At 67.6% G+C, this 17,298-nt stretch carries 20 protein-coding genes; 6 read left to right on the forward strand and 14 right to left on the reverse strand.

Features of this window, described 5'->3' with window-relative positions; translation table 11 throughout:
• Positions 1 to 17: 17 nt before the first annotated feature.
• Genes rplF through rplV form a run of 11 tightly spaced genes read right to left on the reverse strand, consistent with a single transcriptional unit; the run spans position 18 to position 4,656 of the window.
• On the reverse strand, positions 18 to 617 hold the full coding sequence (gene rplF / locus KEG38_RS21270) for a 50S ribosomal protein L6 (RefSeq protein WP_272416920.1): 600 nt from the start codon (positions 615 to 617) through the stop codon (positions 18 to 20).
• Positions 617 to 1,009 carry a 30S ribosomal protein S8 gene (gene rpsH / locus KEG38_RS21275; RefSeq protein ID WP_272416921.1) on the reverse strand — a complete coding sequence of 131 codons (393 nt, stop codon included), beginning with the start codon at positions 1,007 to 1,009 and terminating at the stop codon, positions 617 to 619. Before rpsH ends, rplF begins: the two co-directional genes overlap by 1 nt.
• A 4-nt stretch (positions 1,010 to 1,013) precedes the next feature.
• Positions 1,014 to 1,199 carry a type Z 30S ribosomal protein S14 gene (locus KEG38_RS21280; protein WP_136935257.1) on the reverse strand — a complete coding sequence of 62 codons (186 nt, stop codon included), beginning with the start codon at positions 1,197 to 1,199 and terminating at the stop codon, positions 1,014 to 1,016.
• A 10-nt stretch (positions 1,200 to 1,209) separates the two neighbouring features.
• The gene (gene rplE, locus KEG38_RS21285; protein WP_504968466.1) at positions 1,210 to 1,944 is read right to left on the reverse strand and encodes a 50S ribosomal protein L5; all 735 of its coding nucleotides are present in this window, start codon (positions 1,942 to 1,944) and stop codon (positions 1,210 to 1,212) included.
• 3 nt (positions 1,945 to 1,947) lie between these two features.
• On the reverse strand, positions 1,948 to 2,262 hold the full coding sequence (gene rplX / locus KEG38_RS21290; protein WP_136935256.1) for a 50S ribosomal protein L24: 315 nt from the start codon (positions 2,260 to 2,262) through the stop codon (positions 1,948 to 1,950).
• The gene (gene rplN, locus KEG38_RS21295; protein WP_136935255.1) at positions 2,262 to 2,630 is read right to left on the reverse strand and encodes a 50S ribosomal protein L14; all 369 of its coding nucleotides are present in this window, start codon (positions 2,628 to 2,630) and stop codon (positions 2,262 to 2,264) included. The genes rplX and rplN overlap by 1 nt, the downstream gene beginning before the upstream one ends.
• A gap of 2 nt (positions 2,631 to 2,632) precedes the next feature.
• Positions 2,633 to 2,953 carry a 30S ribosomal protein S17 gene (gene rpsQ, locus KEG38_RS21300; RefSeq protein WP_271930142.1) on the reverse strand — a complete coding sequence of 107 codons (321 nt, stop codon included), beginning with the start codon at positions 2,951 to 2,953 and terminating at the stop codon, positions 2,633 to 2,635.
• 4 nt (positions 2,954 to 2,957) lie between these two features.
• A complete protein-coding gene (gene rpmC, locus KEG38_RS21305) occupies positions 2,958 to 3,176 on the reverse strand; it encodes a 50S ribosomal protein L29 (RefSeq protein WP_272416922.1) in 219 nt (72 codons plus the stop codon).
• Between the two features lie 10 nt (positions 3,177 to 3,186).
• Positions 3,187 to 3,600 (reverse strand): 50S ribosomal protein L16, encoded by a 414-nt coding sequence (rplP, locus tag KEG38_RS21310; RefSeq protein ID WP_272416923.1) that lies wholly within the window; start codon positions 3,598 to 3,600, stop codon positions 3,187 to 3,189.
• A 9-nt stretch (positions 3,601 to 3,609) separates the two neighbouring features.
• On the reverse strand, positions 3,610 to 4,302 hold the full coding sequence (gene rpsC / locus KEG38_RS21315; RefSeq protein ID WP_136935251.1) for a 30S ribosomal protein S3: 693 nt from the start codon (positions 4,300 to 4,302) through the stop codon (positions 3,610 to 3,612).
• 15 nt (positions 4,303 to 4,317) lie between these two features.
• The gene (gene rplV / locus KEG38_RS21320) at positions 4,318 to 4,656 is read right to left on the reverse strand and encodes a 50S ribosomal protein L22 (RefSeq protein WP_153821371.1); all 339 of its coding nucleotides are present in this window, start codon (positions 4,654 to 4,656) and stop codon (positions 4,318 to 4,320) included.
• Between the two features lie 510 nt (positions 4,657 to 5,166).
• Between rplV and KEG38_RS21325 the strand changes: the two genes are divergently transcribed.
• The 5 genes from KEG38_RS21325 (at position 5,167) to KEG38_RS21345 (ending at position 12,715) form a co-directional block, all read left to right on the forward strand.
• Positions 5,167 to 5,907: a hypothetical protein gene (locus KEG38_RS21325; protein ID WP_272416924.1), complete on the forward strand. Its 741-nt coding sequence runs from the start codon at positions 5,167 to 5,169 to the stop codon at positions 5,905 to 5,907.
• 343 nt (positions 5,908 to 6,250) lie between these two features.
• Positions 6,251 to 7,786, forward strand: coding sequence for a choice-of-anchor L domain-containing protein (locus tag KEG38_RS21330; RefSeq protein WP_272416925.1), 1,536 nt, complete (start codon positions 6,251 to 6,253; stop codon positions 7,784 to 7,786).
• A 127-nt stretch (positions 7,787 to 7,913) separates the two neighbouring features.
• Positions 7,914 to 9,989: a choice-of-anchor L domain-containing protein gene (locus KEG38_RS21335; RefSeq protein WP_272416926.1), complete on the forward strand. Its 2,076-nt coding sequence runs from the start codon at positions 7,914 to 7,916 to the stop codon at positions 9,987 to 9,989.
• 337 nt (positions 9,990 to 10,326) lie between these two features.
• On the forward strand, positions 10,327 to 11,256 hold the full coding sequence (locus KEG38_RS21340; RefSeq protein WP_272416927.1) for a formylglycine-generating enzyme family protein: 930 nt from the start codon (positions 10,327 to 10,329) through the stop codon (positions 11,254 to 11,256).
• 1 nt (position 11,257) lies between these two features.
• Entirely contained in the window at positions 11,258 to 12,715 is a 1,458-nt protein-coding gene (locus KEG38_RS21345; protein ID WP_272416928.1) for a sialidase family protein, read from the forward strand.
• Positions 12,716 to 13,133: 418 nt separating this feature from the next.
• On the opposite strand, the gene KEG38_RS21350 is transcribed toward KEG38_RS21345, so the two are convergent.
• The 3 genes from KEG38_RS21350 to KEG38_RS21360 all read right to left on the reverse strand — a co-directional run bounded on the left by KEG38_RS21350 (position 13,134) and on the right by KEG38_RS21360 (position 16,332).
• Positions 13,134 to 13,310 (reverse strand): hypothetical protein, encoded by a 177-nt coding sequence (locus KEG38_RS21350; RefSeq protein WP_272416929.1) that lies wholly within the window; start codon positions 13,308 to 13,310, stop codon positions 13,134 to 13,136.
• A gap of 125 nt (positions 13,311 to 13,435) precedes the next feature.
• Positions 13,436 to 14,074, reverse strand: a complete 639-nt coding sequence (locus KEG38_RS21355) for a hypothetical protein (RefSeq protein WP_272416930.1) — start codon at positions 14,072 to 14,074, stop codon at positions 13,436 to 13,438.
• Positions 14,075 to 14,961: 887 nt separating this feature from the next.
• On the reverse strand, positions 14,962 to 16,332 hold the full coding sequence (locus KEG38_RS21360) for a PQQ-dependent sugar dehydrogenase (RefSeq protein ID WP_272416931.1): 1,371 nt from the start codon (positions 16,330 to 16,332) through the stop codon (positions 14,962 to 14,964).
• On the opposite strand from KEG38_RS21360, the gene KEG38_RS21365 reads away from it, so the two are divergent.
• Positions 16,331 to 17,278, forward strand: a complete 948-nt coding sequence (locus tag KEG38_RS21365) for a Bax inhibitor-1/YccA family protein (RefSeq protein ID WP_272416932.1) — start codon at positions 16,331 to 16,333, stop codon at positions 17,276 to 17,278. The two genes, KEG38_RS21360 and KEG38_RS21365, sit on opposite strands and share 2 nt — an antisense overlap.
• The last annotated feature ends 20 nt before the right edge of the window (positions 17,279 to 17,298 follow it).

Genomic DNA, 17,298 nt, shown 5'->3' on the forward strand with positions numbered 1-17,298 from the left:
GAGGTCGCCCCGCTCGGTTACTTCTTGCCGCCCTTACCGCCAGCCTTACCGGCCTTCTCGCGAACGCGTTCGCCACGATAACGAACGCCCTTGCCACCGTAGGGCTCCGGCGGACGGAAGCCACGGATCGTCGCGGCCGTCTGCCCGATGAGCTCCTTGTCGGCGCCCGTCAGAACGAGGACCGTGCCCTTCGAATCCGCCGGAATCGTCGCCGTGAGGCCCTTCGGCACGTTGAACACGACCGGGTGCGAATACCCGAGCGCGAACGTGAGCGTCGTGCCCTTCAGGTCGACACGGTAACCGGTGCCCTTCAGCTCGAGCACTCGCTCGTAGCCGTCGGCCGCGCCCTTCACCATGCCGGCGAGCAGCGCCCGCACGAGCCCCTGCAGCCGCGAGCCATCACGCCCGGGAGCCGTCGAGGTCACGTGCAGCTTCGCGCCTTCGACCTTCACGTCGACGGTCGAAGGCAGCTCGCGCGCGAGCTGGCCCTTGGTGCCCTTGATCTCGACCTTGCGCCCCTGCACCGACACGGTGACGCCCTTGGGGACGTCCACCGGTCGCTTGCCGATGCGCGAAGTCTTGGAGGCCTCGCCTTGTTGCGTCGTAGCCGTCTGCATCACCACACCTCGCAGATGAGCTCGCCTCCGAGCTTGTTTTTGCGGGCGTCGCGGTCGCTCATCAGGCCGTGGGAGGTGCTCAGGATCGAGATCCCGAGGCCGGAGAGCACGCGGGGGATGCGGTCGTGCTTGACGTACACGCGTCGCCCCGGACGGCTCACCCGACGGACTCCGTCGATCGCGCTCGAGCGGTCACGCCCGTACTTCAGCACGATCGTCAACTTCCCAGGGTTGCCGTCGCTCGGCCGCACGTCCGCGATGTACCCCTCGGACTTGAGGATCTCGGCAACGGCCTGCTTCATTTTGCTTGCAGGAACCTCGGTCCGATCGTGCCGCGCGAGGGCGGCGTTCCGGATCCGGGTCAGCATGTCGGCGACAGGATCGGTCATCATGGCATCACCAGCTCGCCTTGATCACGCCCGGCAGCTCGCCTCGGAGCGCGAACGTACGAAGACAGATGCGGCAGAGCTCGAAATCGCGGTAATAAGCCCGCGAACGGCCGCACACCTTGCAACGGTTCCGGTGCCGCACGGCGAACTTGGGCGGCCGGTTCAGCTTGGCGAATTCTTTTGCACGGGCCATCGAACGTTCCTCAATGCCTGAACGGGATCCCAAGCTCCGTGAGAAGGGCTCGTCCCTCCTCGTCGGTGCGCGCGGTCGTCACGAACGAGATGTTCATTCCCTTCACGACGTCGACCTTGTCGTAGTCGATCTCAGGGAAGATGATCTGCTCGCGCAGACCCATCGTGAAATTGCCCTTGCCGTCGAAGCCCTTCGGGCTCACGCCCTTGAAGTCACGCACGCGCGGCAGGGAGAAGCTGATCAGGCGATCGACGAACTCCCACATCCGCTCCCCGCGCAGCGTCACCATCACGCCGATCGGGAGGTTCTCGCGGAGCTTGAACGTCGCGATCGACTTGCGGGCGCGCGTCACGACCGGCTTCTGGCCCGAGATCGCCCGCATGTCCTCGACAGCGGAGTCGATGATCTTCGGGTTCCCGACGGCAGCGCCGAGGCCCATGTTGATCACGACCTTCTCGAGGCGCGGCACCATCATCGGGTTCTTGTACCCGAAGCGCTTCGAAAGCGCGGGCCCGACAGCGTCCCGGTACTTGTTGCGCAGACGCGGCGTGTAGCTCGGATCGCGCGGAACGTCAGCGACTTCGGCTTGCGACGTGGCCTTCGCCTCGCCCTTGCCCTTGCCGCCCTTCCCGGCTTCCTTGCCACCCTTGCCGGCCGCAGCCGCCTGCGGCTTCGCAGCCGCCGGCTTGGCGTCCTTGGGCTTTTCGCCCTTGCCCTTGCCCTTTTCTTCCTTCTTGTCCGCCATGGCTCAGCCTGCCGCGATCACGGCGCCGCTCTTCGCGGTGCGCTGCTTCTTGCCATCGACGATCGTAGACTTCACCCGCGTGGGCTTGCCCGTCGTCGGATCCACCGGCATCACCTTGGAGGCATGGAGCGGCGCCTCCTTCGTGATCTTGCCGCCTTGCTGGTTGCGCGGCGTGGGGCGCTGATGGCGCGTCACCACGTTGATCCCCTCGACGACGACCTTGTCGTCCTCCGCGAGGACCTTCGTCACGCGACCCTGCTTGCCCTTGTCCTTGCCGCTGATGACCTGCACGAGGTCACCGACTCGGAGCCGTCGCATCAGAGCACCTCCGGCGCGAGCGAGATGATCTTCATGAACTTCTTCGCGCGGAGCTCGCGAGCCACCGGCCCGAAGATACGGGTCCCGATCGGCTCCTTCTCCTTGTTGATCAGCACCGCGCTGTTGGTGTCGAACTTGATGTAGGTGCCGTCCGAACGCTGATACTCACGCGCCGTGCGCACCACCACCGCCCGCGCCGTGTCGCCCTTCTTCACCTTGGTGCCCGGCATGGCTTCCTTGATGGACACGACGATCACATCGCCGAGCCCCGCGTACTTGCGACGCGAGCCACCGAGAACCTTGATGCACTTGACGACCCGAGCCCCGGAGTTGTCAGCCACTTCGAGATGCGTCGTGACCTGGATCATGGCTACTCCTCCACCGGGCGGGAAATGAGCTTCGTGACGATCCAGCGCTTCTCGCGCGAGATCGGGCGGTGCTCCTGGATCTCCACGCGGTCACCGACCTTGTACTCGTTCTTCTCGTCGTGCGCCTTGTAGCGCTCGCGAGCCCGGACGTACTTCTTGTAGACCGGATCCGGCGAGTTACGCACAACCTCGACCACGACGGTCTTGTCGCACTTGTTGCTCTTCACGCGCCCGACGAGCTTGCGTCGGAAGCCGTGCGGCTTCGCGGTCGTCTCGGCCTGAGCCTGCCCGGCGGCGGTCGCGTTCGCCTCGTTCGTTGCCATGGCTCTACTTGTTCCCTTCCGCCGCTGCCGCCGACTCGCTGGCACGCTGCTGGAGGATCGTCTTGACCCGGGCGAGATCGCGGCGCGCCTTGCGGATCGCCGACGTGTCGTTCAGCCGGTTCGTGAAGTTCTTGAACTTGGCGTCGAACACCTCACGGCCGAGGTTCTTCTCGAGCTCCTGCAGGTGCTCCGTCGTGCGTTCGCGCAGATCCTTCGCCTTCATCTCGAATACCTCACACGATCCCGCGAGCGATGAACTTGCACGCCATCGGGAGCTTGTGCCCGGCGAGGCGGAACGCCTCACGCGCCATCTCCTCGGGCACGCCCGAGATCTCGTACATGACGCGGCCCGGCCGCACCGCCGCGGCCCACTCCTCCGGCGCACCCTTTCCGCCACCCATGCGGACCTCGAGCGGCTTCTTCGTCACCGGTCGGTCCGGGAAGATGCGGATCCAGAGCTTACCCGCGCGCTTGCAGTGCCGCTGAATTGCCATACGCGCAGCCTCGATCTGGCGAGACGTGATGCGCGCGGGCTCGAGCGCCTGCAGGCCGAAATCACCGAAGGACACGTCGCTTCCCGAGGTCGCAACCCCGCGAATGCGGCCCTTCTGCATCTTGCGGAACTTCGTTCGCTTGGGAGACAGCATCGGTCTGTCCTACTGAATCCGGCGCGATTTGCGCTGGAGAACCTCACCCTTGAAGATCCACACCTTCACGCCGATGATGCCGACCTTCGTCCTCGCCTCAGCGAGGCCGAACTCGATGTCGGCGCGCAGCGTGTGGAGCGGAACCCGACCCTCGCGGTACGTCTCGACCCGGCTCATCTCGCTGCCGCCGAGCCGGCCCGCGCACCGAACGCGGATGCCCTTCGCGCCGAACTTCATCGCCGTCGCCACGGCCTTCTTCATGGCGCGGCGGAACGCGATGCGGCGCTCGAGCTGCGTCGCGATGTTCTCCGCGACGAGCTGCGCGTTCGTCTCCGCCTTCCGGACCTCCTGGACGTCGATGAAGACCTCGTTGTCCGTGAAGGAGGCGACGCCCGGGAACACCGTCTCACCCTTGGTCGCGGTGCCGACGTTGCCACCCTTCAGGGTCTCGATGCCCTTGCCGCCCTTGCCGATCACCATCCCCGGACGCGCCGTGTAGACGATGACCTTGGCCCGGTTCGCGGCGCGCTCGATCTCCACGCTCGCGATGTTCGCGTTGTAGAGGTACTGCTTGATCGCCCGCTTGATGCGGATGTCCTCGTGGAGCCACTTCTGGTACGCGTTGCCGTCCTCGTACCACTTGCTGCTCCACGTCTTGATCACGCCGACGCGGAAGCCGTACGGATGGGTCTTCTGTCCCATGGAAGCCGTGTTCCTTTACTTGCGCTCGCTGAGCTCGATCACGATGTGAGAGACGCCCTTCACGACTTTCGTCGCGCGCCCCATCGCACGGGGGCGCCAGCGGCGGTTGAACTTGTTCGGGCCCTTGTCGACCGTCGCCTTGCTGATGAACAAAGCGTCGACGTCGGCGCCACCCTGGCGGGCGTTCGCCACCGCGCTCTCGATGACCTTTTTGATCACCGGCGCGGCTGACTTCTCCGTGAACTGGAGCAGCTGGATCGCATCCGCTGCATCACGTCCGCGGACCAGGTCCGCAATCATGCGCGCCTTTCGCGGAGAGATCCGCGAAAACATCGCACTGGCCTTGCTTAGCATCCGAGAAACCTCGCAGACAGGGGGCCGGTTCGGCCCAGGGCGCCCGGTCGTTGGCCAACCCGGTCGACCAGCGTTACGCCTGTCGAACCGAGCCCTGCCGTCGTACGTTCCGGAACATCAACCCGACGTCTCGCGACGAGAAACCCTCTCCGCGTCACCGGGGGGTGTCCCACGGCGGCCGAAGAGGCGAGCTGAGTCCGAAGCGCCGTTACGGCTTCGGGAGAGACGAACACCAAAGGTGATCGCCTCCAGGAAAACGGAGCGCGGTGTCTAGCAAAGCCCCACGACGCTTGCAAGCGAGATCCGCAGAAAATCTGCGCGCTCCCCCGTCCGTGAGGGAGCCGGCTGAACGGATCTGCCGCGATCGCTGAACGGGCGTACGGAGCACGGTTCGGTTTTGAAGGATCCGCCGGGCCGCTCGTACTACGCTGACACTTCTTGAAATCGTCCGCGCCGGAGCCCCACCCCCCCGGGCCCTCGGCGCCTCCTACACTCCGGAGGTTTCGGAACATGCAGTCTCGCTCGACGTTTGCCTTGGTTCTTACTTCGTTCCTCACGGCCGCGGCCCTCAGCAGCGGCTGCATCATCGTCTCGGATCCCAACAACAACACCGGCGGCAACGGTGGCGACGGCGGCGCGGGTGTCGGCGCCTCGGGCGGCACGGGCGGCACGGGCGGCCAGGGCGGCACGGGCGGCGTCGGCGGCACCGGCGGCACCGGCGGCACCGGCGGTGAGGGCGGCGGTTCCAACTGCGTCGGCCCCGAGGACGGCGACGGCAGTGTCGCCGCCTGCGACGCCATGAACATCACGCCCAAGCCGGAGGGCCCCGCGGCCCAGTGCCCGGGCACCGACCCGAACGGCAACCCCATCGAGTTCGACCCCCCCGGCTACGGCACGTGCAAGCGCGGCTTCGAGATCTACACGCGCGGCGCGGCCACCGTGCTCCAGAACTGTCTCTCGGACATCGGCGTCGAGCCCGCGAACGCCTGCGACGATCAGCAGGTCGCGGACTGCGTCGGCAAGATGTACGGCGCGGCCTGCCCCTCGGCCGACGCGGCCCTCGCCTGCGAGACGATCTCCAACCAGCTCTGCATCAACGGCGAGACCTTCGACACGCAGGGCTGCCAGCTCGAGACGAATCCCTTCAACAACGCCGCGCTCCAGGAGCTCGCCAACTGCATCTCGGACAGCGCCCTGCCCGACTGCAACGACGCATACGACGCCTGCTTCGCGCAGGTCACGAGCTACTGACCCTCCCTCGCCCGCGCGCCCGGCGACAGAGAACCCCGGGCGCGCCGCCCTTCCTCCGTCCGCATTCCCTCCCAGGATCGCGAGTTCTCCCACGATGGGAGCCGTTCGTTTGCACGGCTGCAGCTCGCGTCGGCCGTGGATCGACTTCGTTCGTCCGAGTTGAGCCGCACGCGGAAATCTGAGACGATGCTCCGGAAGTCGCTTCGGCCCGCTTGATCGGAGCCGCACTCCCGGCAGGCGCGCGCTCCGGATCCGACATGCGCGGCGGGTGCTCCACGTGGCCGCACCACCGCGCGCATTCGGGCGGCGCCGCGCCGGCGCGTTGCTCCCGGAGGTTTTCCTGATGGCTCGTACCCTTCTCTTTTCAAGCTCGCTGCTTCTGCTCGCGGGCGCCCTCGGCCTCGCGTCGTGCTCGGACGACGGCACGGGGGGCCAAGGTGGTAGCGGCGCGACCGGCGGCACGGGCGGCGCGGGCGCGACGGGCGGCACCGGGGGAACCGGCGGCGGCACGGGCGGCACCGGCGGAGTGGGCGGCATCGGCGGCACCGGGGGAACCGGCGGCACGGGCGGCACCGGCGGCGTGGGCGGCACGGGCGGCACCGGCGGCACCGGCGGCACCGGCGGTGAGGGCGGCCTCGGCGGCGCGGGCGGAGCCGGCGGCGCAGGTGGTGCCGGCGGAGCCGGGGGCCTCGGCGGGGCCGGCGGCGCGGGCGGCGGCGGTGGTGAGGGCGGCGATCCGCTGGCCGTCGACAAGGACATGGACGGCTGGACCATCGGCGACGGCGACTGCTGCGACAACGACGTCAAGTGCGACATCCCGGGGAGCGTGAACCCCGGCGCGTTCGAGTACCTCGGCAACGGCATCGACGACGACTGCGATCCCTCGACGAAGGACGACGTCGCCGCGGTCGATTGCACCGATCCGCCGCTCGCCACGCCGACGAGCACGCTCGAGCTCGTGAAGGCGATGGACCTCTGCCAGTTCACGACGGAAAACCCGCCGCTCCCCCAGAAAAAGTGGGGCGTGATCGCGAGCTACCTCCAGCTCGCCGACGGGACGAACGCGGTCGTGCCGAAGGACGTGCAGGTCGGCGTGCTCGCGAACTACGGGCCGAACGTGCTGCCGAAGAAGGGCACGACGATGGCCGTGCTCTCGACGGGCACGGCGCGCGACGAGGGCGACCTCGGCTTCATCCACCCGCAAAACGGGCCCGATCCCGAAATCCAGAAGGGCAACTACAAGGCGAACACGGTCTGCCCGATCCCGGCGCCCTACCTCGCGGCGAACGGCGGCAAGCTCCCCTCGCCCCCGGAATGCCCGGCGTGCGTCGGCGAGAACTGCACGAAGGCGTTCGACTCGGTCAACTTCAAGATGCGCATCCGCGTGCCGACGAACGCGCGGTCGTTCTCGTATCGGCTGAAGAGCTACACCTCGGAGTACCCCGAGTACAGCTGCGGCCAGTTCAACGACTTCTTCCTCGCGCTCCTGAAGAGCAACTGGACGCCCGATCCGATGGCGAACCCGCCTCAGGCTCCGCTCCCCGCGGATCGCAACATCGCCAAGGACTCAACCGGCAAGACGATCACCGTCAACAACGCGTTCTACGAGGTCTGCTTCCCCTCGCCGATCTCGCCGCCGGGCGCCTGTCCGGCCGGCGTGCTCGAGCTCCTCGGCACGGGCATGGGCGGCTGGAGCGGCGACTACAAGGACGGCGGCGGCACGGTGTGGCTCGTGAACGACGCGCCCGTCGTGCCCGGCGAGACCATCGAGATCGAGTTCATCATCGCCGACGCGGGCGACTCGAACGTCGATTCGACGGTGCTGCTCGACTACTTCCGTTGGGACATCAAGGCGGCGGCCGCCGGCGTCCACAAGTGATCCGCTGCGCGCTGCGCTCTTCGTGAGCGCGGCGCGCGGCCTCGGGCTTCGGATGGTGCGGGCTCGGCCCGCTCGCGATTTTACGAAGAGGTATTTCGAGATGATGAAGCGTACGAGGCGGAACGACATGCGTTTTTCGCTTTCGACCCTGCTCGTCCCGGCGCTCGTCGCATACGCGGCCGCGGCCGGCTGCGCCGCGGACGTCGGCGGAGGAGGGGGCGGCTCGGCAGGCACGTCGAACGTGAGCGACGGCGGGAGCGGCGGCACCGGCGGTGCCGGAACCGGGGGCATGGGCGGCGCGGGCGGCACCGGCGGCACAGGCGGCGCGGGCGGCGCGGGCGCCGGGCCCACGGGATGCGTGGTCGACGGCGATTGCGCGAACGATCCCGGCGGTACGATCTGCAACGCCGACACGGGCAAGTGCGTCGAGTGCATCCCGAGCGGCGACCCGCTCGTCGACGACTGCGGCCTCGGGCAGTACTGCAACAAGGACGAGGGGAAGTGCAAGGTCGGCTGCACGCACAAGGCTGACTGCCTGGGCGCGCAGGTCTGCGACACCATGAAGAACCAGTGCAGCGACGGCTGCATTGTCGACACCGACTGCTTCCCGGGCTCGATCTGCATCTCGAAGACCTGCATCCCCGGCTGCTCGGCGACCCAGCCTTGCCAGGCTGGCTTCAGCTGCTGCTCCTCGAGCTGCTACGACTTCTCGAACGACGAGAACAACTGCGGCTTCTGCAACAACTCCTGCTCGAATGCGTGGGTCCTCGACGACACGCAGACCCCGCCGGTCATGGGCGGCCCGCCGAACGGCACGGCGGTCTGCGACAACGGCCTCTGCTCGCTCGGCGCTTGCAAGCCCGGCTTCTCCGACTGCAACAACGACCCGTCGGACGGCTGCGAGTGGAACACGCTGCAGGACGGCCCGTGCACCTGCGTGCCGGGCCAGACGCAGTCTTGCTACCAGGGTTTGCCGGGCACGCTCGGCATCGGGCCGTGCAAGGCCGGCACGCAGACGTGCAAGGAAGACGGCTCGGGCTGGGGGGATTGCAAAGGCCAGGTGCTTCCGAAGTACGAGATCTGCGCGAACGCCATCGACGACGACTGCAACGGCGCGGCCGACGACTCCGCCGGTGACTTCGACGGCGACGGCTACAGCTCGTGCGGCGGCGGCGACTGCTGCGACTTCCTGAGCCCCGGCTGCCCGAACCCGAAGGCCGTCAACCCCGGCGCTTTCGAGTTCACCAACGACGGCGTCGACAACGACTGCGACCCGACGACGCCCGACAACGTCGAGGCGCCGCCCTGCAGCTCGTCGGCGAAGTTCGCCGCGGTCACGGCCGAGGACGTGGCGAAGGCCATGGAGCTCTGCCAGTTCGTGCCGGAAAACCCGCCGGCGGGAGAGTTCAAGAAGTGGGGCGTGCTCGGCGCCAAGCTCGTCCTCGCCGACGGCTCGACGCCGACCGCGGCCCAGCTTTCGGTCCTGCAGGACAAGTCGACCGCGATCATGACGGGGTACGGCTCGGTCGTGAAGCCGCAGAAGGGCCTCACGATGGCCGGCATCTCCAGCGGTGTCATGCGTGACCAGGACGACGTGGGGTACACCGGGACGAGCACGAGCCACAGCATCAACGGCAACCCGCCTGCCCCGTACCTGCTCGCGAACGGCGGCAAGCTGCCTTCGTCGCAGGGCTGCAACGGCAGCTGCTCGTCGGGCACGGGCGCGAACGACTCGATCAACGTGCGGCTCGACATTCGTGTCCCCACGAACGCGAAGTCGTTCGAGTACCAGTTCCGATTCTTCTCCTCGGAATACAAGAGCTGGCAGTGCTCGTCGTACAACGACTTCTTCCTCGCGTTGCTCCAGTCGGGCGCCATGGGCCTGCCGACCGACAAGAACATCGCGAAGGACGGTTCGGGTAACCCCGTCAGCGTCAACAACAGCTTGTTCCAGGTCTGCGTCGCCAAGGGCTGCAACACGTGCCCCTCGGGTTCGGGCGAGCTCACGGGAACGGGCATGCAACTCGACAACGTCGGTGGCGGCACGGACTGGCTCTTCAACACCGCCTCCGTCGTGCCCGGCGAGAAGGTCACGCTCGAGCTCATGATCTTCGACGTGACCGACACCATCCTCGACTCGCTCGTCCTGCTCGACAACTTCCGGTGGAACGCGGCCGATCTCGGCACCGGCATCCACGAGTGAACCCCTCTCGCCCGAACCGCGAGGGCGCCTCCCCGGCGAGCGCGCCCTCGCGGACAAACCCGTCCGTGGTCCAATGGTTGGACCTCCAAATATAGACGTTCCGAACAGCTTCCATCCCGCTGTCAAGCGATGAAAGCGTGGGAAGACGATCCCGCCGGCGGGCGTTGGCATTTTTCTCCATTGCGTCTCGGCGCGTCCGCAGGCATCTTCGACGCTCGTGGCGACGAAGGCGGACGACGCAGACTGGCGAGCGCCCAGCCCTCCTGGGCAACCGCTGCGATCCAGCCTCCACACGCGTCGCGTTGCACGGCACGTTTCCAGCTTCGTCCGTCTCGTCGTGGCGGCCGTTCTCGGATCAGGGGCCGTCGGCTGTGCTACCCCGGGCGGGCTCTCGCAGCTCCACGCCGTGAAGGAGCCGAGCGCGAACACCCGCGTCGCGTCCGCCCTTCGGCAAGCGCCGGTCGCGCCCGCCGAGCGGCCCATCGCGGTGCGGGCCACCGAGGCGCGCGTCGTCACGGTCGAGACGCGCCTCGCCGCGGCTGCGTGGCGCTCCATGGCCGAGGACGTGGACAGCGAGATCCTCGCGAACACCTCGCGTTGCCCGGCAGAGATGGCGCTCGTCGACAACCGCGTCTGTGTCGATCGCTGGGAGGGTTCGCTCGTCGAGCGGCTCGCGAGCGGCGAGGTGCGCGGGTGGTCGCCGTTCCACCCCGTGGATGGACACGAAGCCTCCGTGCGTGCCGTCTCGCGGCCCGGTGTGGTCCCGCAGGGCTACATCAGCGGGGAGCAAGCGCAGCGCGCCTGCCAGGCCTCGGGCAAGCGCCTCTGCGCCGCCGACGAGTGGGAGCGCGCCTGCCGCGGCCCGAACCGCACCCGTTTCCCCTACGGCGACGAGCGCAAGAGCCGCGTCTGCAACGACGACATCCGCCGCGCGCACCCCGTCGTCGAGGTCGCCTTGCGCCTCGGCATCCCCGACGATCGCCGCTGGTCGGACGGCATGAACCAGCCGCTCATCAACCAGCTCCCGGACTCGCTCTTCGAGACCGGCATGCGCGCCGAGTGCACGAACGAGTACGGCGTCTTCGACATGGTCGGCAACCTGCACGAGTGGATCGAGGATCGCGACGGCACGTTCCGCGGCGGCTTCTACATGGACACGTCGTTGAACGGCGAGGGTTGCTCCTACCAGACCACCGCGCACGACTTCCGTTACCACGATTACTCCACGGGCTTCCGCTGCTGCATGGATCCCGATCGAGTCGAGTGAGATGTTCCGAACGACGATGGGCCCCTGGTCCCCGACGGCCTACGCGCTCGCAGCCGCGCTCTCTTTGCTTCCGAGCTGCTCGAAGAAAAAAGAAGAGGCCCCGATCACGCCGCCCGCGCCTCCACGCGGCGCAGCCTCGCTCGATCAGCTCTCCACCGGCCTCGGCACCGCCAAGGGCCTCGACGCGAGCCTCGCGCCGCCGTCGATGAAGTTCGATCACGTCTACGTGCTCGACGACAAGCGGGCCATCCTGGCCGGCGGCGTCCCCGGCAGCGTGGCGATCGCGCTGATGACCGTGGACGCGGGCAAGACGTGGAAGGCCTTCCGCACGGACCGCGAGACCTGGTCGAGTTACACGTTCGGCACGGATGGCGTGTTCGCCCTCGCCCTCGGCCCGAAGGAGACGACCGCGGAGGCGCCCCCGACCGTCGGGAAGAAGGCGCCCCCGCCGCCGCCGTTCCAGTTTTTCTTCGCGGGCCTCGACGCGCCCTCGTTCGGTACGGCGACGATGGTCGATCAGCCGCCGCTCGCCCGAAAGCCCGACCCGAAGCTGCCCATCCCGAAGCCGCGCCTCGCGCTGCTCGACAAGGAGACGGCGTCGATCGTCGTCGAGCCCACACCGAAGAAATTCATAGCGCGGTATGTGACGCCGCCCGGGACCGATGCGCCGGCCGAGGTCGCGCTGCCCAAGCTCGAGACGTTCGCCACGGGGCCCGTCGGTCGGCCGCCGCGGCTCTTCTCGGTGAAGGGGCGCGAGGTCGTGTCGCGCAAGTGGCCCGCGCCCGGGCAGACCGTCGCGGCGCCTGCGGAGTCCGAGTACATCGACTTGAAGCTCCTGAAGCCGACGCCCACGCTCCTCGCCGAGCTATCCGCGCCCTCGGCGTGTGACGTCGGTTCGATCTCGTACCAGGCGATCACGCAACCGCCGACGAAGCAGAATCCGAACAAGAACTTCTACCTCGTGGTGACGCCCGACAAGCTCACGCTGGTCCCGCGTCCGGCCGAGGCGCTTTCCGGCGCGCCAATCGGCTGCACCGACACGAAGTTCGTCGTCGAGGCGCCGGATGCCGACAAGCAGAGCATAACGCTCTTGCTGTGTGAGCTAGACGGCAAGTGCACGACGCCATCGCGTCCCGTATTCAAGCCCTGGATCGAGAAACACGAGCGCGACATCGTCGCGGTGCCGACGTCCACGGGCGCGGCGGCCGTGATGAGCGCGCAAGCCGGGGAGCGCTGGGGGCTCTACTACGCGCAGTCGACGGACGGCGGTAAGTTTTACGAGCGCGCGCGCATCATCGGCGAAGGGACCGGCGCGCGCGGGCGCGTCGACTTTGGTGCGCTCGTTTCGTTTGGCAAGCGCACGCTGCTCATCGTGTCCGCCGATGTCACGGGTACTTCGAGGCGCGGCTTCTACGTGCTCGTATCCGACGACGACGGCGCGACCTGGAACCCGCCGTAAAGCCGTCGTCGGACGATTGCCTCACCGCGCCATCCCCGCTCGCTCCTCGTGCGAGCGTGAGAAGTTGAAACGCGCGCAGGGGCACATCGTTCAAAATTGAAAGGTAAGACCGTAATAGGTCTGCAAAAAAACGTCGAAAGCGTGACGCCTGCACCGTTTTGGCGACGCGCATAACGACGAGCGCGTGTTCGCGCAGTGCGGCGTGGGAGCGCATCGCACTGGCTTGTCAGCTGGGTTCGTCCGAGCGAGCGACAGTGGCAAGGATGCTCGGTCCGCCCGGACATACCACGCGCGCGTATCGCCGCGACACACGCCTGCCTGCCACGCTGGGTTTGGCCGCCGATGACCAATCGAACGGGCGGCGCGATCCAGCGCGAAAAACGTTTTGGACGTCGCGACGACCTGGGACGCTCACGCGTCATTCGGGCGCTGCCGCGGGTCGACCATAACGATCGATCGTGGGCAGCCGCTCCGGTCGAGCAGAGCCGGAGAGGCGCGTCATGTCGGCGACGTCGTTTTGACTTCGTCCGGACGATCGATCGTCCTTCGAAACGACCGCGCGGCCCGAATCGAGGGCGGGGAGTCTTTCACTCACCGCCTCCGCGTCGGGCCGCCAGGTTTGCGAGTCGTAACTCGCTGGCAGGCTGTTGATAAACGGCTGCGCGCCCTGGACCTATGGTCTTCGTCGAGCGCGCGCTACGTTCCCCAACAGCCCGCGACTCACTTCGCCGCAGGCTGCGCCGCGGGGGCCGCCGCGCGCTTGCGCGTGACCTTCGCCGCGGGGGCCGCCTTCTTCGCGGGGGCGCCGGCCGTCGAGGGGCCGCTCGCCGTCTTGCGCGCGTTCAGGCTCGCCTGCTCCGCCGTCTTGAGGTCGGCCGCATAGCGGGCGAAACGACGATCACCACCCTGGAAGATGCGCTTCGCGAGCTTGAGCTCCTTGAGCGCAGCCGCCGCGCGCGTCTGCGGAATGCCGGCCTGGCGGGCCACGTCGCTCGCGCTCACGCCGTTCGACGCCTTCACGATGCGCTCCACCGAATTGAGGACCTCTTGCCGCTCCGCGGAAAGGGCCGCCGTCTTCTTCGGACGGCCGGGCTTGCGCTTCGCAGGTGCAGCAGGCGCCGCCGCGCGACCACGCTTTGCGGGCGCCGGGGCTTCCACCACCGGAGCAGCCGCGAGCGCCTGCGGCACGCGCGCCGGACGACCGCGACCCCGGGTCGCAGCCGCAGCCACGAGCGGAGCCGCCGCCGGAGCGGAGGCCACGGCCGAGCCGAGTTTATCCTTGACCAGTGCGAGAATCGCCGAGTCGGGCATCTTCCGCACAAGTTCCACAATCTGCTGCTCGAAAGCGTCGGTTGCCATGTCTTCTCCCTCGCCGAATCCCGCTCGGCGGATGGTTACGACTATGCCTTTGGAGGCGGGCGGGTCAAGCGAATAAAGTGGCAGGACGGTCCTTTCGTTCATTTTTTGGTTCGGCTCGCGCGCGCCTCCCAGGTTTTGCCTCCACCGCCGCCCGGTAGCGCCGGACGTTTACCGGACCGACCGACCGCTCGAAATCCCTCACGAGGCCGCGAGAAGCTTGCATTGTCCAGCCAGCGCTCTCGTTTGGCGCGCGCGGGCTGCCAGTCGATCCAGGCTTTGCGACCCGGGCTTTGCCGTGCACGCTGCCATGTCCTTCCGGATTGGGGGCGGGTCTCTCCCTAAAGACCGACCCGACGTCGCTTCATTGCTGCTCCTTCTCTGCGCAGGCCACGCCCGGCGGTGACACCGGGATAGCCACTGGGACGAGCTCGAGTCGCTTGCCGGTTCGATGAGGCATGCCGCGCGACGCGTCCGCGACGATTTGTGTCCGGCTCGCGCGCGCGCCCGCCGAGGCCCGCGCGGCGATAGCGTCGCCGAAGGGCCCCATCACACCGCGTTGTGCGCCGCAAAGCCTCGGGGACGATGCGCCACGAAACCGACGAGGAGCAGGCGCCCGGGACTTCGGCGCTCCGGCGCGGCTCGTTCTCGCACTCATATAATAAGGAGAGGAGGCGCGCCGCGGCAGCCTTCCGGCCGTGCAGCGACGGCCCTCACGAAGCAAGCCCGGCGCGCGGGCGCGCGTTGTCCTCTTTTCGAGGAGCCCGCCTCCGCCGAAGTCGCGGATGATGCGGCGATCGAGATGAAGAGGAGATGAAGACGAGATGTAGAGAGATGAAGAGGCGCGCGTTTCGACGCGGGAGCGCCCTCCGAGGGAGGGCGCGTCGATGTCACTCCGGGTCGATGCGGTACAGCTTGCCGGGTGTCCCGCCCTGGCTGTTGTCCACGATGACGTAGAGCTCGCCCGCGGTGTCCTCGCCGAACGAAGTGATGCCCGCGCTCAGCGATGTGCTTTCGAGATCGGCCGTGATCTCCCCCTCGGCGATGACGTTGCCCTTCGACCACGCGAGCGTGTAGAAGCGCTTCGAGCAATAGTCGGCGTAGAGGTACGTCCCGACGAGCCCCGGGATCTTCGACCCGCGGTAGACGTATCCGCCCGTCACCGAGCAGTCGTTGAAGCCGCTTGCATGCACATACTCCGTGACCGGCAAGGTGAGGCCCGCCATGTCGCAGCCGCTTGCCGGGTCGTAGCAGAGCGTTCCTTCCATGGTGTTCCAGCCATAGTTTTTGTTGCCTTCCCCGGGCGGCTCGACGTTGATTTCTTCGACCACGTTCTGGCCGACGTCGGCGATGTAGAGATCGCCGGTGCATCGATCGAAGCTGAAGCGCCAGGGGTTGCGCAGGCCCCAGTCCCAGATGTCCTTGTCGCCGTTCTGGAGGTTTCCCGGCGGAGGCGTCGGGTACTTATCGACGTCGATGCGGAGGACCTTGCCGAGCTTGGCGTTGATGTCCTGCCCGTTCTGGTCCGGATCGCCGCCGCCGCCGCCGTCGCCCGTGCCCACGTAGAGGTAACCGTCGGGCCCGAACGCGAGCATGCCGCCGTTGTGGTTGCTGTAGCCCGGATGCGGGATGGTGAGAATGACCTTGCCCGAACCCTGGACCGCCGTGTCGGGCGAGGCGCCGCGAGCGTACTCGGCGATGGCGATCGCGCCGTTCGGGTTCGCCTTCTGCGTGTAGTAGACGAAGAATCGGCCATTTTCGGCGTAGTTCGGGTGGAACGCGAGGCCGAGCAAGCCGCGCTCATTGGCCGCCCCCTCGACGATCGCGCTGATGTCGAGGAAGGGCTCCGGCACGAGATTGCCGCCGTTCACGATGCGGATGCGGCCCGGCTTCTCCAGCAAGAAGAGGCGGTTCGTATCGCCCGGCGCGCCCGTCACGTAGGTGGGCCGGTCGAGGCCCGTCACGAGCTCGGTCAGCACGAGCTTGGGCAAGGCTTCGGCCGTGCCGGGCGCGCATACCTGCATGCCGCCGCCACTGCCACCCGCGCCGCCCGCGCCGCCCGCGCCACCTGCGCCGCCTGCGCCGCCTGCGCCGCCCATTCCGCCGGTGCCGCCCACGCCCCCGTCACCACCGGTGCCGCCGGTGCCGCCGCTACCGCCCTTTCCATCGTCGCCGCAGCCGACGGTCGACAGCGCGCTGGTGGCCGTGCCGACGAAGAAGAGAAATGCCAACCTGGTCCCGTTCGACTTCAAGAAATCCATGTCCGCAACGTACGCGGATCCACCCACGACGTCGATCCCCTCGCTGGAAATGGCCGGCGGACGGCCCGTGCGTGATCGGCCTCGCGGAGCGACCATCGGGGCGAAACATTGCGACGTCGTGGTGGATGACTACCTTTCGCCTCGACTGGTCCTTCACCCGCACATCATCCAGGGAGTGAACAGCATGAACTCGTGGGACTACAGGGGGCAAACGTGGGGCGCGCAGAGCCTCACCCGCGGCGAGAACCGCGTGGCTTTCCTGAAACGCGTCTACGGCCTCTTCACGGCGAGCATCGCGTTTTCCGCCGTCGGCGCGCTTGTGGCCCTCCGCGGCGGTCTTTCCGCGTCGCAAGCGTTCGTCAGCGTCGGCGGTTCACGCGTGGCCGTTCCGCCGCTCGTGGCGTTCTTCGGACAGCACTACATCATCGGCATGCTCGTGATGCTCGGCGCCGTGTTCGGCGCTTCGATGGTGCGTCACGTGAAGGGCCTCAACGTCGTCGCGCTTTTTGGTATGGCGACCGTGATCGGCGTGGTGATCGCGCCGTCGTTGTTCTACGCGACGCTCGCCGCGGGGATCGGCAAGACGCTCTCGTCGTCGCCCATTCGCGACGCGTTCTTGCTCTCCGTCGGTGGTTTCGGCGGGCTCACAGCGTACGCGCTCACCACGAAGAAAGATTTTTCGTTCCTCGGCGGCGCGCTCACGATGGGCCTCTTCGTGGTCATCGGCGCTGGCCTGCTGAACATCTTTCTGGGCAGCGCGGTTTTCGGCCTTGCCATCGCGAGCGTGTCCGTCCTGCTCTTCGGCGCATACGTCCTCTACGATACGTCGCGCCTGCTCCAGGCTGGAGAAGACGACGCGGTGGGCGCCGCGATCCAGCTCTATATGAACTTCCTGAACATCTTCCTCGCGCTCTTGCGCATCCTCTCGTCGCGCCGCGAAGATTGACGCGCGGCAGGAGACGCGCG

The sequence above is a fragment of the Polyangium jinanense genome (assembly GCF_028435265.1).
Classification (GTDB): Bacteria; Myxococcota_A; Polyangia; order Polyangiales; family Polyangiaceae; genus Polyangium; species Polyangium jinanense.

What these genes read in the sequence shown, in the direction of transcription:
- KEG38_RS21355 (WP_272416930.1), bottom strand. Translation starts at nt 14,074, where the DNA reads ATGGCAACCGACGCTTTCGAGCAGCAGATTGTGGAACTTGTGCGGAAG.
- rplV (WP_153821371.1), bottom strand. Translation starts at nt 4,656, where the DNA reads ATGCTAAGCAAGGCCAGTGCGATGTTTTCGCGGATCTCTCCGCGAAAG.
- KEG38_RS21325 (WP_272416924.1), top strand. Translation starts at nt 5,167, where the DNA reads ATGCAGTCTCGCTCGACGTTTGCCTTGGTTCTTACTTCGTTCCTCACG.
- rpsC (WP_136935251.1), bottom strand. Translation starts at nt 4,302, where the DNA reads ATGGGACAGAAGACCCATCCGTACGGCTTCCGCGTCGGCGTGATCAAG.
- rplF (WP_272416920.1), bottom strand. Translation starts at nt 617, where the DNA reads ATGCAGACGGCTACGACGCAACAAGGCGAGGCCTCCAAGACTTCGCGC.
- KEG38_RS21345 (WP_272416928.1), top strand. Translation starts at nt 11,258, where the DNA reads ATGTTCCGAACGACGATGGGCCCCTGGTCCCCGACGGCCTACGCGCTC.
- rpmC (WP_272416922.1), bottom strand. Translation starts at nt 3,176, where the DNA reads ATGAAGGCGAAGGATCTGCGCGAACGCACGACGGAGCACCTGCAGGAG.
- rplX (WP_136935256.1), bottom strand. Translation starts at nt 2,262, where the DNA reads ATGCGACGGCTCCGAGTCGGTGACCTCGTGCAGGTCATCAGCGGCAAG.
- rpsH (WP_272416921.1), bottom strand. Translation starts at nt 1,009, where the DNA reads ATGATGACCGATCCTGTCGCCGACATGCTGACCCGGATCCGGAACGCC.
- rpsQ (WP_271930142.1), bottom strand. Translation starts at nt 2,953, where the DNA reads ATGGCAACGAACGAGGCGAACGCGACCGCCGCCGGGCAGGCTCAGGCC.
- rplP (WP_272416923.1), bottom strand. Translation starts at nt 3,600, where the DNA reads ATGCTGTCTCCCAAGCGAACGAAGTTCCGCAAGATGCAGAAGGGCCGC.
- KEG38_RS21280 (WP_136935257.1), bottom strand. Translation starts at nt 1,199, where the DNA reads ATGGCCCGTGCAAAAGAATTCGCCAAGCTGAACCGGCCGCCCAAGTTC.
- KEG38_RS21335 (WP_272416926.1), top strand. Translation starts at nt 7,914, where the DNA reads ATGCGTTTTTCGCTTTCGACCCTGCTCGTCCCGGCGCTCGTCGCATAC.
- KEG38_RS21365 (WP_272416932.1), top strand. Translation starts at nt 16,331, where the DNA reads ATGTCCGCAACGTACGCGGATCCACCCACGACGTCGATCCCCTCGCTG.
- rplN (WP_136935255.1), bottom strand. Translation starts at nt 2,630, where the DNA reads ATGATCCAGGTCACGACGCATCTCGAAGTGGCTGACAACTCCGGGGCT.
- KEG38_RS21330 (WP_272416925.1), top strand. Translation starts at nt 6,251, where the DNA reads ATGGCTCGTACCCTTCTCTTTTCAAGCTCGCTGCTTCTGCTCGCGGGC.
- KEG38_RS21360 (WP_272416931.1), bottom strand. Translation starts at nt 16,332, where the DNA reads ATGGATTTCTTGAAGTCGAACGGGACCAGGTTGGCATTTCTCTTCTTC.
- rplE (WP_504968466.1), bottom strand. Translation starts at nt 1,944, where the DNA reads ATGGCGGACAAGAAGGAAGAAAAGGGCAAGGGCAAGGGCGAAAAGCCC.